The organism is Bradyrhizobium sp. GCM10028915 (assembly GCF_042666195.1).
GTDB classification, from domain to species: Bacteria; Pseudomonadota; Alphaproteobacteria; order Rhizobiales; family Xanthobacteraceae; genus Bradyrhizobium; species Bradyrhizobium canariense_D.
In genome coordinates this window covers 588,296-603,819 of record NZ_JBHTFN010000065.1, presented here as the reverse complement: position 1 = coordinate 603,819, position 15,524 = coordinate 588,296, and the positions used below count along the sequence as shown (strand labels likewise).

16 protein-coding genes are annotated in these 15,524 nt (G+C 65.6%); 8 read left to right on the top strand and 8 right to left on the bottom strand.

What is annotated here, in order from left to right; genetic code table 11:
• Positions 1-5 precede the first annotated feature (5 nt).
• Genes ACFQX9_RS32525 through ACFQX9_RS32510 form a run of 4 tightly spaced genes read left to right on the top strand, consistent with a single transcriptional unit; the run spans position 6 to position 3,326 of the window.
• Positions 6-836, top strand: a complete 831-nt coding sequence (locus ACFQX9_RS32525; RefSeq protein ID WP_377791543.1) for an ABC transporter ATP-binding protein — start codon at positions 6-8, stop codon at positions 834-836.
• On the top strand, positions 833-1,651 hold the full coding sequence (locus ACFQX9_RS32520) for an ABC transporter permease (RefSeq protein ID WP_377791542.1): 819 nt from the start codon (positions 833-835) through the stop codon (positions 1,649-1,651). Before ACFQX9_RS32525 ends, ACFQX9_RS32520 begins: the two co-directional genes overlap by 4 nt.
• On the top strand, positions 1,651-2,640 hold the full coding sequence (locus tag ACFQX9_RS32515) for a 2-hydroxyacid dehydrogenase (RefSeq protein WP_247368732.1): 990 nt from the start codon (positions 1,651-1,653) through the stop codon (positions 2,638-2,640). Before ACFQX9_RS32520 ends, ACFQX9_RS32515 begins: the two co-directional genes overlap by 1 nt.
• Positions 2,640-3,326 carry an AprI/Inh family metalloprotease inhibitor gene (locus ACFQX9_RS32510; protein ID WP_377791541.1) on the top strand — a complete coding sequence of 229 codons (687 nt, stop codon included), beginning with the start codon at positions 2,640-2,642 and terminating at the stop codon, positions 3,324-3,326. The genes ACFQX9_RS32515 and ACFQX9_RS32510 overlap by 1 nt, the downstream gene beginning before the upstream one ends.
• Positions 3,327-3,391: 65 nt before the next feature.
• Here ACFQX9_RS32510 and ACFQX9_RS32505 read toward each other — a convergent pair whose 3' ends face one another.
• Entirely contained in the window at positions 3,392-4,786 is a 1,395-nt protein-coding gene (locus ACFQX9_RS32505) for a peptidoglycan-binding protein (RefSeq protein WP_377791540.1), read from the bottom strand.
• Between the two features lie 253 nt (positions 4,787-5,039).
• On the opposite strand from ACFQX9_RS32505, the gene ACFQX9_RS32500 reads away from it, so the two are divergent.
• Together ACFQX9_RS32500 and ACFQX9_RS32495 are read left to right on the top strand one after the other, a co-directional pair.
• Positions 5,040-5,414, top strand: coding sequence for a hypothetical protein (locus ACFQX9_RS32500; protein WP_204513176.1), 375 nt, complete (start codon positions 5,040-5,042; stop codon positions 5,412-5,414).
• 163 nt (positions 5,415-5,577) lie between these two features.
• A complete protein-coding gene (locus tag ACFQX9_RS32495) occupies positions 5,578-5,898 on the top strand; it encodes a glycine zipper domain-containing protein (protein WP_377791539.1) in 321 nt (106 codons plus the stop codon).
• On the opposite strand, the gene radC is transcribed toward ACFQX9_RS32495, so the two are convergent.
• The 3 genes from radC to ACFQX9_RS32480 form a co-directional block, all read right to left on the bottom strand.
• A complete protein-coding gene (gene radC, locus ACFQX9_RS32490) occupies positions 5,895-6,608 on the bottom strand; it encodes a DNA repair protein RadC (protein ID WP_377791538.1) in 714 nt (237 codons plus the stop codon). The genes ACFQX9_RS32495 and radC overlap by 4 nt on opposite strands.
• 101 nt (positions 6,609-6,709) lie before the next feature.
• On the bottom strand, positions 6,710-7,528 hold the full coding sequence (gene map, locus ACFQX9_RS32485) for a type I methionyl aminopeptidase (RefSeq protein WP_018460078.1): 819 nt from the start codon (positions 7,526-7,528) through the stop codon (positions 6,710-6,712).
• 121 nt (positions 7,529-7,649) lie between these two features.
• Positions 7,650-8,966, bottom strand: a complete 1,317-nt coding sequence (locus ACFQX9_RS32480; protein WP_026233939.1) for a mechanosensitive ion channel family protein — start codon at positions 8,964-8,966, stop codon at positions 7,650-7,652.
• Between the two features lie 211 nt (positions 8,967-9,177).
• Between ACFQX9_RS32480 and ACFQX9_RS32475 the strand changes: the two genes are divergently transcribed.
• The gene (locus tag ACFQX9_RS32475) at positions 9,178-10,971 is read left to right on the top strand and encodes a potassium/proton antiporter (protein ID WP_018460076.1); all 1,794 of its coding nucleotides are present in this window, start codon (positions 9,178-9,180) and stop codon (positions 10,969-10,971) included.
• Positions 10,972-11,308: 337 nt separating this feature from the next.
• The gene (locus ACFQX9_RS32470; RefSeq protein ID WP_085352012.1) at positions 11,309-11,569 is read left to right on the top strand and encodes a PepSY domain-containing protein; all 261 of its coding nucleotides are present in this window, start codon (positions 11,309-11,311) and stop codon (positions 11,567-11,569) included.
• A gap of 258 nt (positions 11,570-11,827) precedes the next feature.
• On the opposite strand, the gene modC is transcribed toward ACFQX9_RS32470, so the two are convergent.
• From modC to mepA, 4 genes are all read right to left on the bottom strand, one after another.
• A complete protein-coding gene (gene modC / locus ACFQX9_RS32465) occupies positions 11,828-12,490 on the bottom strand; it encodes a molybdenum ABC transporter ATP-binding protein (protein ID WP_085352011.1) in 663 nt (220 codons plus the stop codon).
• Positions 12,491-12,492: 2 nt separating this feature from the next.
• Positions 12,493-13,188, bottom strand: a complete 696-nt coding sequence (gene modB / locus ACFQX9_RS32460) for a molybdate ABC transporter permease subunit (protein WP_354064030.1) — start codon at positions 13,186-13,188, stop codon at positions 12,493-12,495.
• A 28-nt stretch (positions 13,189-13,216) separates the two neighbouring features.
• Entirely contained in the window at positions 13,217-13,999 is a 783-nt protein-coding gene (gene modA, locus ACFQX9_RS32455) for a molybdate ABC transporter substrate-binding protein (RefSeq protein WP_085358550.1), read from the bottom strand.
• Positions 14,000-14,219: 220 nt separating this feature from the next.
• The gene (mepA, locus tag ACFQX9_RS32450) at positions 14,220-15,164 is read right to left on the bottom strand and encodes a penicillin-insensitive murein endopeptidase (protein WP_085358626.1); all 945 of its coding nucleotides are present in this window, start codon (positions 15,162-15,164) and stop codon (positions 14,220-14,222) included.
• Positions 15,165-15,524: the final 360 nt, after the last annotated feature.

Here is a 15,524-nt window from a genome sequence, read left to right as displayed (position 1 = left end):
GGCCGATGTCATCAGTCCAAACGTCGGCGGGGGTCGAGACCGGCCTGACGGCTCTGGCTGTCAGCCTGCGCGGCGTGACGAAGGCCTATGACAACGGCCTGATGGCGCTCGGCCCGCTCGATCTTGCGGTGCGCAAGGGCGAGTTCATCTCGCTGCTGGGGCCGTCAGGTTGCGGCAAGTCGACGGCGCTGCGGCTGATCGCCGAACTCAGCGCGCCGTCGTCAGGAATCGTCCGGCTGGCGCGTCGTGAGGGCACACCGCAGCCAGGTCATGTTCACCCAGGTCATGGCATCGGCTTCGTGTTTCAGGAACCGACCCTGATGCCCTGGACCAGCGTGCGCGAGAATGTGCGGTTGCCGCTGAAGCTCTCAGGCGTTCCGAAGGCGGAATCGCGCGCGCGCGCCGATGAGGCGCTCGCAAGCGTCGGGCTTGCCGATTTTGCCGACGCCTTTCCGCGCGAGCTCTCCGGCGGCATGAAGATGCGGGTGTCGCTGGCGCGCGCGCTCGTCACAGACCCTGATATCCTCCTGATGGATGAGCCGTTCGCGGCGCTCGACGAAATCACGCGCTTCCGCCTCAACGACGATTTGCTCGCGCTGTGGCGCAGGCTCGGCAAGACCGTCATCTTCGTCACGCATTCGGTGTTCGAATCCGTCTATCTGTCGCAGCGCGTGGTGGTCATGACCGCGCGGCCGGGCCGCATCCAGGCCGACTTCCGCATCGAGACGGTCGAGCCGCGTGGCGAGGAGTTTCGCACTTCAGTCGCCTATTCCGATTATTGCCGGAAAGTGTCGGCGGCGCTGGCGCCGTCCTATGCAGGGCAGTCGACGCTATGAACGCGCAAGCTTCCGTCACTGCGAAGCCGTCCGGCGCGCAACGCGCGGTGCGCTTCGCGCTACCGGTCATCGTGTTCGCGGCGGGACTGCTCGCCTGGGAGCTCGTGGTCCGGATCAAGGACATCCCGCCTTACGTGCTGCCGGCGCCCTCGGTCATATTCGCGACACTGATCAAGGATTGGGCGGTGCTGTCGCAATCGCTTGCCTCGACGCTGCTGACCACGCTTGAAGGTTTTGTCGCGGCCAGCGTCGGCGGCATCGCGCTGGCGCTGCTGTTCAACCAGTCCAAATGGGTGGAAGCATCGCTATTCCCCTATGCCGTGGTGCTTCAGGTCACGCCGGTCATCGCGATCGCGCCGCTGCTGCTGATCTATCTGGAGCAGCAGACCGCGGTCGTGGTCTGCGCCTTCATCGTCGCCTTCTTCCCGGTGCTGTCCAATACCACGCTCGGGCTCAATTCGGTCGATCGCAACCTCGCGGGCCTGTTCCAGCTCTATGGCGCCTCGCCACAGCAGACCCTGCGCTATCTCAAGCTGCCGGCGGCGCTGCCTTATATTCTCGGCGGCCTGCGCATTGCCGGCGGCCTGTCGCTGATCGGCGCGGTCGTGGCCGAGATCGCGGCGGGAACGGCCGGCGCCGGCTCCGGGCTCGCCTACAGGATCGCGGAATCCGGCTACCGCTTGAACATACCCCGCATGTTCGCAGCGCTGCTGCTGTTGTCGCTGGCCGGGATTGTCATCTATGGGGTGCTGGCGCTAGTTTCCCACCTCGTTTTACGGCGCTGGCACGAGAGCGCGCTTGGAAAGGACAACTGATGACCACCGGTTCGATTTCGTCCGAGAAGATCGACCTTCTGATTTATGGGCCGGTCCGGCCGATCCTCGAGAACGGGTTTTCCGATCATTTCGTCGTGCACAAGGCGGAGACGCGGGGCGATCTCGAGCGGCTGACGCCGGCGATCCGCGAAAAGATCCGCGGCGTGGCGGTGACCTATCACACCGTGCGCGCCGACCGGGATTCGCTGTCGCAATTGCCCAAGATCGAGATGGTGGCGAGCTTCGGCGTCGGCTACGACCACGTCGACGCCAAATACGCCGCCGAGCACAACATCATCGTCACCAACACGCCCGACGTGCTGACCGAGGAGGTCGCCGACGTCGCGATGGGGCTTCTGATCTCCACGGTGCGCGAGTTCATCAAGGCCGATCGTTATGTGCGCTCCGGTCTCTGGCAGACCCAGAACTATCCGCTCAGCGTCGGCTCGCTGCGCGACCGCAAGGTCGGCATCGTCGGCATGGGCCGGATCGGACAGGCGATCGCGCGCCGGCTCGATGCCTCGCTGGTGCCGGTGGTCTATCACACCCGCAACCCGTCCAAGGACGTCTCCTACAAGCACTACCCCGACCTGATCGAGATGGCGAAGGCGGTGGACACGCTGATGGTGATCGTGCCCGGTGGCGCTGCTACCGAAAAGATGATCAATGCCGAGGTGCTGAAGGCGCTCGGCCCGCGCGGGGTGCTGGTCAACGTTGCGCGCGGCTCGGTGATCGACGAACCGGCGCTGGTCCAGGCGCTCAAGTCCGGCACCATCCTCGCCGCCGGCCTCGACGTGTTCGCGGCCGAGCCGAACGTGCCGGACGAGCTCAAGGCCATGCAGAACGTGGTGCTGCTGCCGCATATCGGCTCGGCCTCGGTGGTGACGCGCAACGCGATGGATCAGCTCGTGGTCGACAATCTCAAGTCCTGGTTCTCAGGCAAGGCGCCGTTGACGCCGGTGGCGGAAACGCCGTTTAGGGGGCGCTGATGAGAGGTCTTCGGGTCCTGGCATCTGCGGCATGCGTTGCCGCGATCGGCATCGCGCAGGCGCAGGATACGACGACCCTGAAGAAGGAGATGCCCGGGCAGTGGGAGCTCTCGACCACCGAGCGCAGCAAGACCTGCGTCGTCACGCTCAAGGCCGACGCCGCGGCGCAAGGCTTCAAGCTCGAGCTGGAGCCGGCCTGCAAGGCCGCGCTGCCTTTCACCAAGGACATCGTCGCCTGGAGCGTCAGGGGTCTCGACATCGTCCGCCTGCAGGATTCGAGCGGTGAGGCCGTGATCGACTTCACCGAGGTCGAGGCCGGCATCTTCGAGGGCCTGCGGCAAGGCGAGGGCGTCTATATTCTGCAAGACCTCGCCGCCGCCCGCTCGATGGCGAAGTCGATGGACCAGATGATCGGCGACTGGTCGATCGTGCGCGGCAACGGCCAGCCTGTCTGCGGGCTGACGCTGACCAACACGGAAGCCGGCCCGGACAATTTCCAGGTCTTCCTCAAGCCGAAATGCGATGCAGCCATCGCGCAGTTCAACCCGACGCAATGGCGGCTCGAGCGCGGCCAGATCATCCTGCTGTCGAAGGCCGGCGAGGCCTGGCAGTTCGAGGCCGACGACAACGCGCAATGGCGGCGCGTCCCCGATACCGCCGATCCCCTGATCATGCTGCGGCAGTAGCGCCGCGACACGCACCTCATCCCGAGGGCCCTCCATGGGCGGGCGCCTCGAAGGATGGCCGCAGGCTAGGTCGTCGGCTTGGGCGGCGGCGCTGTGCCTTGGGCCCACTTCTCCATCTTGCCGAGCACGCCCCAGGCTGTGAGCGCCAGCGAGATCGGCATCGCGAACTGGCCGAGGCCCGGCACCGCCGACACGAGCGTCCCGAGCAACCCGGCAAGGCCTCCCGCATTGGGGCTCGCCGTCACCGACGACAGCAGCGCCGTGATCAGCGAGCCGCCGATGCCGAGCGCAGTCTTCTTGCCGTCGAGCATCTTGCCGATGGTATCGCCGAGCGCGCCATTGACCTGGCCGAGGACGGGCTTGCCGTCCCGGTTGAGCAAGGTGCCGAGCAGGTCGACGACCTGCTTCAACTGGTCGACGGGAGCGGGGCTGGTCGGGGTGAGGGTGACTGGTCCTGGCATGGGGGCTGTCTTGTTGACGAGGGAAAAGAGCCGTTCGAACAGGCTGATCGGATCATTGGTGGCGGGCAGCGTGTTGCCCGATGTCGTCGTTGCCGGGATCACGGCGCCGACCGGCGGCCGCAGCAATTGCGCGAGGTCCTCCAGCCGCTTCATGATCCGGGACATATCGCCGGCAGACCCGGTGGGGCTCGACTGCGCCGCGCGGGTGAGGGCGGCGACCGTGGCGCCGTCGAGAAGTCCAGTATCTCTCAGGCCGTTCTGCTGCTGAAACTGCGAGACCGCGGTTCTGGTCTTCGGTCCGCTGATGCCGTCCTGGGCGAGCGGCGGATTGGCGCCGAGCTTGTTGAGCGCCTGCTGCATGAGGACGATCGTCGACGCCGCGTCATCCTCCGGTTCGGCGCGGCTCGCGAATTGCGGGCTGCCGTCGAGGGTGATCGAGGAATCCAGCGACATCATTGCATGCAGGATCACCGCGGTGCCGAGCTGGGAATCGACGTGGTTCGAATCGAACACGTGATCGCGGACGAATTTGCCGGCCCTCGCCTCGGGCGGGCCATACAGCGTCGAACCGCCATAGAGATAGGGCGAATTGCAGCCCTTGGCGTGATAGCCGAAGCCGTTGAACGCTTCGAGTCGGAACAGAATCCGCGCGATCCCCCAGTCGTGAGCGCCGACAAAATTCTCGATTCTGAAGGCGTCCACGGCGCCGTCCACGAACGTGGCAAACGGACCGCGTCCTTTCGGAACGAGCGTCGTCGCGCGATGGAGCGTTTCCCCGTTGCCGAGATAGGTGTCGAAATCGAAATTGGATTCGCGGTAGTGGCAGAGGGCAGCGAAATACCAGGGCACGCCGGTCAACCGCTCGATCTGCTGATAGGTCGCCTTGCCGTTGATGGCTTTGCGCGCGATCGCGTTCGCGTCGGAGAGGCGCGAAGGCCGGATCTCGAGATTGGCCCAATTACGCTCGTATTCGCTTTTCAGACTCTCGAATGAAATCATTTTCCGCTCCCGCAATGAATGAGTTTTCGCAACTGCGCGTCAGTCGAAATGAACCAGGTGCCGTGATCAGGGCGTGAGGCCAGCGTGATCTCCTGCAAGTCTGGCAGGCCGCCGGGGCGCCGCGTGTGAAGTGGGTTACAACCTCGCCGGGAAAATGAGCGGCAGGACCGGGATCAGGGCGGCGGTCCGCGACGGAACCGGCAGGGCCGCTGCCCCGTTAGCGACGCGAGGCAGTCTGGCCAGGGAGTCCAACATGACCACGCGCGTCCTCGCGATCGGCATCGAACCCGGCAACGCGGACTACAGCGCATTCCCGCAGCTCACGCCGGAGCTCGTGCGCAACTATATCGATGCGCAGCTGCTGCGCCTGCGCGATCTCGGTTACGAGGTCACGAGTTGCCTGATCGATCTCGATGCCGCGGCGGAAGCCGCCGTCACGGCAGCGTTGCGCGAGGAGAATTTCGACTGCATCGTGATCGGCGCGGGGCTGCGCGAGCCTCGGGAGCGCCTGCTGCTGTTCGAGAAGGTGCTCAACCTCGTCCACCGCCTGGCGCCCGACGCCGCGATCTGCTTCAACACCACGCCAGCCGACACCGCCGAGGCCGTGCAGCGCTGGGTCGATGCATGAGATGAAGCGGCCGGCCCGTGCTGCGCATGCGCCATGGTCTGAGCCGCCTTCGATCCGAGCCTCCGACGCCATAGCGTGACGCGCCGGGTCCCGAAATGGTGATTTTTCTGGCCCGAATCCGGCTGTGGCGCTATGACTCGTCTGACCACAGGGGAGGGCGAGCATGCTTCGAGGTCTTCGCATTGGAAGTTTCGCTATCGCGGCATGTCTGACAGTTGTGATGGCGATGCCGGCTCATGAGGCGGCAGCGCAGGACGCTATTGGCGGTGCCATCCTCGGCGGCGTCGGTGGAGCGATCGTGGGGGGCGCCATCGGCGGTGGCCGTGGCGCCGCCATCGGCGCCGTCGTCGGTGCCGGCACGGGCGCTGCGATCGCCTCAGAGGGCGAACGCCGCCGCTCCGGCTATTACGCCTATCAGCGCGGCTGCTACGCGCAGCGCCGGGACGGCTCCTATGTCCCGATCGATCCGCGATATTGCTACTAGATCAGCCGCATCCCGCGCAAACTCGCATGCCCGCTCTTGCCGACGATGATGTGGTCGTGCACGGCGATGCCGAGCGGCTTTGCGATGTCGATGATCGCCTTGGTCATCTGGATGTCGGCCTGCGACGGCGAGGGATCGCCTGAGGGGTGGTTGTGCACCAGGATCAGCGCGGTCGCGGACAATTCCAGCGCGCGCTTGATCACCTCGCGCGGATAGACCGGGGTGTGATCGACGGTGCCGGTCTGCTGCACCTCGTCGGCGATCAGCTGGTTGCGCTTGTCGAGGAACAGCAGGCGAAACTGCTCCTTGTCGGCGAATGCCATGCTGGTGCGGCAATAGTCGATCACCTCGTTCCAGGACGACAGCGCGTTGCGGCTGTTGACCCCGCCCTTGGCGACGCGATGCGCCGCCGCCGCGAGCAGCTTGAGCTGGTGGATCGCGGACTCGCCGACACCGTCCACCTCGCGCAGGCGCGCCACCGGCGCGTGCACGACCTCGGCGAACGAGCCAAAAATTTTGATCAGCGACTTCGCCAGCGGCTTGGTGTCACGCCGCGGCAGCGCCGGAAACAGCGCCATCTCCAGCAGCTCGTAGTCGCTGAGCGCGTCCGCACCCGCGCTGTAGAAGCGCTCGCGCAGCCGTTCGCGATGGCCGAGATAGTGCGGCGCTTCTTCGGGCTTGCTCTTGCCGTGGTCGGGCTTGGCGGGCATCGGCCGCCAGCATTGCCGCGGGCAATCGTTTTTGCAACCGTCAATTGCGGCGGCAAATCCGCTTCACGCCAGCCGGCGAATGCGAACGTCAGCCGCCGGGATCACCCGATCTGCTTCTCGCCGTGCCGCTCCGACAGCGTGAAGATCTCGACACCTGTCGCGGTGACGCCGACGGAGTGCTCGAACTGCGCCGATAGCGAGCGGTCGCGGGTCACGGCGGTCCAGCCGTCGGAGAGGATCTTCACATGCGGCTTGCCGAGATTGATCATCGGCTCGATTGTGAAGAACATGCCGGGCTTGAGCTGCACGCCCTCGCCGGGCCGGCCGATATGGATGATGTTCGGCTCGTCGTGGAACATGCGCCCGAGGCCATGGCCGCAGAAATCGCGCACCACGCTCATGGCTTGCGGCTCGACGAAACTCTGGATGGCGTGGCCGATGTCGCCGGTGGTGGCGCCTGGCTTCACCGCGGCGATGCCGCGCATCATGGCCTCATAGGTCACCTCGATCAGCCGCTCCGCCTTGCGTGCGATCGGGCCGACTGCATACATCCGGCTGGAATCACCGTACCAGCCGTCGACGATGAAGGTGACGTCGATGTTGACGATGTCGCCCTCTTTCAGCGGACGGTCGCCGGGCATGCCGTGGCAGACCACGTGGTTGAGCGAGGTGCAGGTTGAATAGCGGTAGCCGCGATACATCAGCGTCGCCGGATAGGCATTGTTGCTGAACGCGAAGTCGCGGACGAACTGGTCGATGCGGTCGGTCGGAACGCCGGGCCCGACGATGTCGGTGAGCTCGTCGAGGCACTTCGCCACCAGCGCTCCCGCCTTGCGCATGCCGGCAAAGGCGCTTGGTCCATGCAGCTTGATCTGCCCGGTCTTGCGGAGCGAGGTATCGGTAGCTTCGACGTAGCTCATGCGGGCGCAATCTTCTGGGGTGGGCTCGATATCGGCGGAAAGGCTTGATTTCGCGCCCAATTTAATGATTGCGCGCCTTCATGCAAGTCAGGCCTGCCCTGCCTTGCGCCTGAAAGCGGGCCTAATTCGGGACTTCCATGATGGTTTCCACCGGCAGGGCGCCGCCGCGGACGCGGATTTCGCGGACCGGGTAGGGAACCCGGATGCCTTCGCGCTTGAAGGCGTCCCACAGCGCCAGCATCACGTCGCTCTTGACGTTGTCCATGCCGTCGGGGTCGGCAATCCAGAAGGTCAGCGAGAACTTCATCCCGGCTTCGGCGAATTCGGTCAGGATGGAATTCGGCGGCTTGCCCTTCTGCGCGCGCGGGTGAGCGGCCGCGGTCTCGGCGGCGAGCTTGCAGACCAGCCGCGGGTCGGCGTCGTAATTGGTGCCGAAGGCGATCTTCACCAGCGTGTTCTTGTCGGTGTAAGTCCAGTTGACGACCTTCTGCGTCACCAGATCCTCGTTCGGCACCAGGAATTCGCGGCCATCGCCGGCGGCGACGGAAATATAGCGCGTCTTCATCGCGCTGATCCGCCCGGTGTTGTCGCCGATGGTGACGAGATCGCCGGGCTTCACCGATTTGTCGGCGAGCAGGATGATCCCCGAGATGAAATTGGCGACGATCTTCTGCAGGCCGATACCGATGCCAACGCCGACCGCGCCGGAGAACACCGCGAGCGCCGAGAGATCGATGCCGACCGTGCCGAGCGCGATCACGATCGCGACCGCAAGCAGGCCGATGCGGATGATCTTGACCAGCAGCACCTGCACCGATGGCGTCAGATCTGTGGTCGAGTTGATCCGGCTCTCGGCGAAATTGCTGGCGATGTTGGTGAGCCAGAGCGCGATGAGCAGCAGCGCACCCGCCTTGATCACGAGCAACGGCGTCAGCCGCAGGCCGCCGAGCACGATGGCGAAAGAGTCGAGCAGGTCGACCGTCGCATCGAGCTGGCCGAGGATCGAGAGCGCCGCGACGAACCAGGCCGTGATCGACACCAGCTTGACGATGAAGGCGTTGCGCAGCACCGAGGTCAAGAGCCGGATCGCGAGCCAGGCCAGCCCCAGCTTGGCGGCGACCATCAGGAGATAGCTGCGGCTCGGCCAGGTCGCGTGGTACATGACCACGCGGGAGACGATCACGAGCAGGGTGAAAACCGCCGTCGAGGCGCTGGAGACCATCACCCGGACGAAGTGCCGGAGCGGCAGCGGCCAGCGCATTGCCAGCGAGGTCATGTCGACGCGGCTGCGAACGGCGGCTTCCGCGGCATAGGCGATGCCGGCCGCGGCCAGAATGAGCCCGAATTGCAGGTAGAACCAGGGCGAGGAGATTTCCGCCCCGACGCTGCGCGCGGTGGTCTGCACGAACTCCATGAAGTCTTTGAGGTCCATGTCTATCGGTCTCGTCGGGGAGCGGGCGGGAGGCGTTGATTCGAGCGCGCCGGACAATCCCACAAAGGGCGCGGCCGGACCACCGATACACCGCCAAGTGAAGTGCGTTAAGGCCGCAAAATGCGGGCAGATTGCCGCGAGCGGGAGAAAATGGGTTGGCGTGGGAGTCCGCCGACGATAAGGATGCAATTCCAGCGATTTCGTACCCGGAAGGTGGATGGCTTCCCTCGACAGTGTCAGCCTCGCCATATTGCTCGGTGCCGTCCTGGTGTTGGCCGGGATCCTGTCAAGCCTGCTTGCGCTGCGCTTCGGCGCGCCCCTTCTGCTCGTCTTCCTCGCGATCGGCATGCTCGCGGGCGATTCCGGTCCCGGACAGCTGCAGTTCGACGACGTCCGAACCACCTATCTGGTCGGCTCGGTCGCGCTCGCCCTGATTCTGTTCGACGGCGGCTTGCGGACCCGCTTTGCCAGCATCCGCACCGTGCTCGCGCCTTCCATGGTGCTCGCGACCGTCGGCGTGCTGCTGACCTCGCTGATCACGGCGCCGTTCGCGAAATATGCGCTCGACCTCAACTGGACGGAGTCGTTGCTGGTCGGCGCCGTGGTGGCCTCGACTGACGCGGCCGCAGTGTTCCTGCTGGTGCATACCCAGGGCCTGCGCCTGCGCCCGCGCGTCGGCGCGACGCTGGAGGTGGAATCCGGCACCAACGATCCCTTCGCGATCTTCCTGACCCTGATGCTGGTCGAGTACATCTCGCTGGGAACAGGCACGGCCGCGCATGTGCTGATGGAGTTCGCCCAGGAGGCCGTGCTGGGCGCCGTCGTCGGGGTGATCGGCGGGCGTCTGGTCGTCATCGCGCTCAATAAGGTCGCGCTGCCGCAGGGCCTCCATGCGCCGTTTGTCACCACCGCCGCGCTCGTCATCTTCGGCGGCTCGCAGATCATGCATGCCTCAGGCTTCCTCGCGGTCTATCTCGCCGGGATCATCATCGGCAACCGCCCGACCCGCGCGCATAATTCGGTGGTGGCCTTCCTGGACGCCGCGACCTGGCTGGCGCAGATCGTGATGTTCGTCCTGCTCGGCCTGCTGGTCTCGCCGAGCCGGCTCGGCGGCAGCGTGCTGCCGGCGGTCGGGATCGCATTCGTCCTGATGCTGCTGGCGCGGCCGATCGCCGTGTTCGTCTGCCTGGCGCCGTTCCGCTTCAACTGGCGCGAAAAGATCTTCATCGCCTGGACCGGCCTGCGCGGCGCGGTCGCGATCTTCCTGGCCTCGATCCCGATGCTGGTCGGGCTGTCGAAAGCCTATCTCTATTTCGACGTCGCCTTCGTCGTCGTCATCATCTCGCTCCTCCTGCAAGGCTGGACCCTGGGGCCGGCCGCGCGCAAGCTGCACGTGGCGCTGCCGCGCGCCGAACGCGGCCCGCGCCGTGTCGAATTGGACTTGCCCGGCCAGCTCGAGCAGCAGCTCGTCGGCTATCCGGTGCGGTCCAAGAGCCTGTATTTTCGCCGCGGCCTGATCCCGTCCTGGTCGAAGCCGACGCTGGTGATCCGCAAGGAGAACATTTTGACGCCGGCGGAAGCCGAGCCGATCGCGCCCGGCGATTACATCTATCTGCTGGCGCCGCCGGAAAAGGCCGAATCGCTTGACCGCTTCTTCGTCGACATGCAGCCGAGCTCAGCGCCGGACCCGCATCTGCTGGGCGACTTCATGGTCTCCGGCGAGCACACGCTCGCCGAACTCGCGGAGATCTACGGCGTGGAGGTCGGCGAGGACGAGCGCGGGCACACGCTCGCTGATTATTTCGACGTCCATCTCGACCGCGCGCCGAAAGAGGGCGCGGAGCTCGTGCTGGATCCGATCGTGCTCGTGGCGCGCTCCATCTCCGGTGGCCGAGTCAACGTCGTCGGCCTGCGCCTGCCGGAAGACGAGGAAACGCCCGCGCCGCTGACGCGCAGGCAGGTCCTGCGGCGCAAGCTGGCGGATCTGTGGAGCTCGGTGGCTGGGGTTTAACGCCACATCCGCGTTGGCGGTCATTGATGAAGCGCACGTCTGCTTCTTCGTCATCCTGGCCTAGTGCGCAATTGCGCACGGGGGCCAGGATCCATACCCACCGTCAGCTGTTTTGCGAAGGCTGGTGGTGACGATCTGGCCCACCCACTCTCCTCCCTGGGGTAATGGGTCCTGGCTTTCGCCGGACGACGGCGGAGAGCGATGGCGACAACGCTGGAACCGCCCCCAAATCGCCGCAACCGCCGAAGATTTGCGCGCCTTCGTGACCGCTGCTCCCGGAACGCTCCGCGATGCCGCTCGTTCTTAGCGGCGTAAACGCATCCGACAGGAGTAATCCATGCGAAAGCTCATCTTGCCGGCCATCGTCGCGATCGGGCTCGGATCGGCCGCGCCCGCGATGGCCTATGACACCGGCGATCAGATCTCGATGCAGGTCGCGCTCGACGTCGCCACCGACATCGGCGTCATGACCGTCTCGCACACCGAGTTCCTCGGCGACGAATGGCAGATCGAAGGCCGTGATCGCGCCGGCCGCTGGATGGAGGTCGATGTGGACGCGCGATCGGGTGAGGTGCGCAACGTCGATCGCGGCTGGTAGTGGCGGGTCTCGGTAGCGGTGTCGGCGAGGATCACTCGGCCGGCACCGCCACCATCCAATGCCGTGCGATCGCCGCTCGCGGTACGATCCATTACCCCGGGGAGTAGTTTTGCGAACACCGGCAGTTACGTTTTCTTCGCTGGTACGCACACCACCTGCCGCTGATAGATCACGCGGTATGGGTCCTGGCTTTCGCCAGGACGACGGCGGAGGGTGGGCCGGCGGCTTGCCTCATCCGTTGCCTGCTCAACGGACCCCTCACGTCAGCACCTTCACCCCGCCGAACGACGTCACGCGGCCCTGCTTCAGCATCACGATCTGCGTCGCGAGCTGGCGCAGCTCGGCGACGTCGTGGCTGACATAGACCATGGGGACGTTGGCCTCATCGCGCAGCCGCACCAGATAGGGCAGGATCTCCAGCTTGCGGCCCTCGTCGAGCGCGCCGAGCGGCTCGTCGAGCAGCAGCAGGCGCGGCCGCGACAGCAGCGCGCGACCGAGCGCGACGCGCTGGCGCTCGCCGCCGGAGAGCTTTCCGGGGCGGCGACCCTGCAGCGCGCCGATGTCGAGCAGCTCGATGACGCGCTTGTGCTGCGCCGGATCGGGCGCGAGGCGGTTCATCCGCCTGCCATAGTCGAGATTTTGCGCGACGTTGAGATGCGGAAACAGCCGCGCATCCTGGAACACATAGCCGATGCGGCGGCGCCAGGTCGGCACATGAATGCCGGCCGCGCTGTCGTCGACCGTCTCGCCGTCGATCACGATGGTGCCGCGGTCGGGCCGCAGCAGCCCCGCGATCATGTTGACCAGCGAGGTCTTGCCGGCGCCCGACGCTCCGAACAGTCCGATGACGCGGCCTTCGCTCGCGAAGGACGCGGACAGCGAGAACTCGCCGAGCTGCTTTTCGATGTCGACGCGCAGCATGGTCAATTCCCGTGCAGGCGCGCGGTGGCGCGGCGGGCGAACCATTCGGCCGCGATCAGCGCGCCGAGCGCCAGCACGATCGAGACGATCACGAGCCGTCCCGCGGCGGCGTCGCCGTCCGGGGTCTGGATCAGCGAATAGATCGCGGACGAAATCGTCTGGGTCTCTCCGGGAATGTTGGAGACGAAGGTGATGGTCGCGCCGAACTCGCCGATCGCCTTGGCAAAGCCAAGCACCATGCCGGCGAGCACGCCGGGCAGCGCCAAGGGCAGCGTCACCGTGAAGAACACTTTGAAAGGAGTGGCGCCGAGGGTCTCGGCGGCCTGCTCGAGCCGGCGGTCGATCGCCTCGATCGACAACCGCATCGGGCGCACCAGCAGCGGAAACGCCATCAGGCCGCAGGCAAGCGCGGCACCGGTCCAGCGGAAGGCGAATACGATGCCGAGATGGTCCGCCAGGAAAGCGCCGACGAGTCCGCGGCGGCCGAAAGTGAGCAGCAGCAGATAACCCGTGACGACCGGCGGCAGCACCAGCGGCAGATGCACCAGCGCATCGAGCACCGACTTGCCCCAGAAATCACGCCGCGCGAGCAGCCATGCCAGCGCAATGCCGAACGGCGTTGCCACCAGCGTCGCGATCACGGCAACCCTGAGCGAGAGCAGGATCGCCGTCCATTCGGCGGGAGAGATGTCGAGCATCAAAATCGCGGAAGCTAGGTGGCAGAGGTTAAGTTGTCGGGCTGATCAGGAACTTGAAACCGTATTTTTCAAGAATGGTCTTGGCGGCGGTCGAGCGCAGGAAGGCGAGATAGTCGCTGGTCTCGCCCTTTGCCGTCGTCGTCGCAGCGACGGGATAGATGATCGCGGGATGCGAATCCGCCGGGAAGGTGCCGACGATCTTCACGCCGGGCTCGACCTTGGCATCGGTGGAATAGACGATGCCCAGGTTGGCCTCGCCGCGCGCGACCAGCGTCAGCGCGGCACGCACGCTCTCGGCCATCGCGAATTTCGGCTCCGCCGCCTGCCAGGCGCCCAGGCTCGTCAGCGCCGCCTTGGCATATTTCCCAACCGGCACGGACTTGACGTCGCCGGTCGCGATCCTGCCGTCGCCGGCGAGTTTTGCGAGGTCGAACCCCTGCCCGATGGGGACGTTGTCGAGGCTGGAATCCTTCGGCGCAATCAGCACGATGCTGTTGCCGAGCAGATTGACCCGGGTCGGCTCGTTGATAGTCTTCTTGGAGATCGCGTAATCCATCCAGTCGGTGTCGGCGGAGACGAATACATCGGCCGGCGCGCCCTGCTCGATCTGCCTGGCGAGCACGGAGCTTGCGGCATAGCTGACGCTGAACTTGACGCCGGTCCTGGCGGTGTAGGCCGCGTCGACCTCATCGAGCGCGTTCTTCATCGAGGCTGCCGCGAACACGGTGATGGTCTTGTCCTCGGCGGCGACAGGCGAAAGGCTCGCGACCAGAACGAACAAGGCCGAAAAAATCACGGAAAGGCGGAACATCGGAAGCGCTCCATGCGCGCGCTCAGGGCACGCAAGGCGGCGCGCGCAAGACGGCGTTGGTTGAATGAGGCTGCGACCGGCGGAAGCGCTGTTCCGGCAAGCCCGACGGACTTACGGTCCGGCAAGCGATCGCTGGGTCATCATAACAGGGTGGCGGAACAGGTCAAAGGCGACGGTTCGCATAGCGCCAACCAGGAATTCGTCATCCTGGCGGAGAGTTTTACGGCTTCGCATTGCCCGCGTGCAGCACGGCCTTGCACGCCGCCGGCATCTGCGCCAGCGTCATCGGCGGTTTCGGCTTCGGCGGCTCCGGCGGGGGTTTGGGGTGCAGCACGCCGTCGCTGAACCAATAGGCGAGATCGGAGGGCTTGCAGCCTTCGTCCTCGGATTGCGACGGCTGGCCCTCGCAGTCGCTCGCGCCCGCCGGGCAGTGCATGCGGATGTGGAAGTGATAGTCGTGGCCCCACCACGGCCGGATCTTCGACAGCCAGGAACGGTCGCCCTTGGCCTCGCGGCACAGCGCCTTCTTGATCGCGGCATTGACGAAGATGCGCTGCACCGCCGGCTCCTGTGCCGCGTCGCGCAGCACCAGCACATGGCCCGGCGTGAACACCTTCGGATCGATGTCGAGCCGGTCCGGGCGCACCATCATCACCGCCGACATGTCCTCGCGCTCCTCGCGCGAGAGCCGATGGTCGGGCATCGGCGTCAGCCAGATGTCGGCATCGAGGCCGATCTGGTGGCTGGCATGGCCGGACAGCGCCGGCCCGCCGCGCGGCTGGGCGATGTCGCCGACCAGGATGCCCGGCCATCCCGCGTCCTTGTGCGCTCTTGCCGCAAGCCGCTTGATCAGCGCGATCATCGCGGGGTGACCATAGCTGCGGTTGCGCGACAGCCGCATCACCTGCCAATTGTCGCCGTTGAGCGGCATCTGCTCGGCGCCGCCGATGCAGCCCTTCACATAGGAGCCGATGACGTGCGCCGGTCCCTTCGACGGCAGCAGCTTGCGCGCGAACAGCTCCTTGGCGCCGATACTGGGATCGTTCGGATTGGCGAGCGGCGGCAGCGGTTTTGGGTTGACGCTGCCCTTGTCCTGGGCCAGCGCGTCGCCGGCGGCCAGGAGCGTCATGACGAGCAGGAGAGGGGCGAGGTGGCGGGGACTCATGTTGACATTCTTATAGCCCAACACCGCGCCAGGGTTAAGAAACAGTCCTTCCGCTGAAATTTCGTTCAAACGTCGCAGTTCCGCGGCGTCGGCCGGCCGTTTTTAACGACGCGATAACCCTCTCATGCACTGACCAAAATTCGTGCGCGGCACGCGTGCTCACTCCCTTCTGCATGCAATCGCGCGCGATCCCGGAAATGATTCAAGGCGGCGCGCAATTTTGCGCCATCTCGTTCTCCGATGACGACAATGCGATGCGCTTGGAGCGCCCATCGGCACGGCCGCGCCTTGCAAACGGGCAATGAGGGCTGTTTTGTCGAGACTGCCAGACCGTGCGTCCCATCGCCATGCCACCCAAGA

Excerpts from the sequence above, each read along its gene's own strand:
- ACFQX9_RS32525 (WP_377791543.1), top strand. The coding sequence starts at position 6 with ATGTCATCAGTCCAAACGTCGGCGGGGGTCGAGACCGGCCTGACGGCT.
- ACFQX9_RS32475 (WP_018460076.1), top strand. The coding sequence starts at position 9,178 with ATGGCTTCCCTCGACAGTGTCAGCCTCGCCATATTGCTCGGTGCCGTC.
- radC (WP_377791538.1), bottom strand. The coding sequence starts at position 6,608 with ATGCCCGCCAAGCCCGACCACGGCAAGAGCAAGCCCGAAGAAGCGCCG.
- ACFQX9_RS32500 (WP_204513176.1), top strand. The coding sequence starts at position 5,040 with ATGACCACGCGCGTCCTCGCGATCGGCATCGAACCCGGCAACGCGGAC.
- modA (WP_085358550.1), bottom strand. The coding sequence starts at position 13,999 with ATGTTCCGCCTTTCCGTGATTTTTTCGGCCTTGTTCGTTCTGGTCGCG.
- ACFQX9_RS32520 (WP_377791542.1), top strand. The coding sequence starts at position 833 with ATGAACGCGCAAGCTTCCGTCACTGCGAAGCCGTCCGGCGCGCAACGC.
- ACFQX9_RS32495 (WP_377791539.1), top strand. The coding sequence starts at position 5,578 with ATGCTTCGAGGTCTTCGCATTGGAAGTTTCGCTATCGCGGCATGTCTG.
- ACFQX9_RS32515 (WP_247368732.1), top strand. The coding sequence starts at position 1,651 with ATGACCACCGGTTCGATTTCGTCCGAGAAGATCGACCTTCTGATTTAT.
- ACFQX9_RS32470 (WP_085352012.1), top strand. The coding sequence starts at position 11,309 with ATGCGAAAGCTCATCTTGCCGGCCATCGTCGCGATCGGGCTCGGATCG.
- map (WP_018460078.1), bottom strand. The coding sequence starts at position 7,528 with ATGAGCTACGTCGAAGCTACCGATACCTCGCTCCGCAAGACCGGGCAG.
- ACFQX9_RS32505 (WP_377791540.1), bottom strand. The coding sequence starts at position 4,786 with ATGATTTCATTCGAGAGTCTGAAAAGCGAATACGAGCGTAATTGGGCC.
- ACFQX9_RS32510 (WP_377791541.1), top strand. The coding sequence starts at position 2,640 with ATGAGAGGTCTTCGGGTCCTGGCATCTGCGGCATGCGTTGCCGCGATC.
- modC (WP_085352011.1), bottom strand. The coding sequence starts at position 12,490 with ATGCTGCGCGTCGACATCGAAAAGCAGCTCGGCGAGTTCTCGCTGTCC.
- mepA (WP_085358626.1), bottom strand. The coding sequence starts at position 15,164 with ATGAGTCCCCGCCACCTCGCCCCTCTCCTGCTCGTCATGACGCTCCTG.
- modB (WP_354064030.1), bottom strand. The coding sequence starts at position 13,188 with ATGCTCGACATCTCTCCCGCCGAATGGACGGCGATCCTGCTCTCGCTC.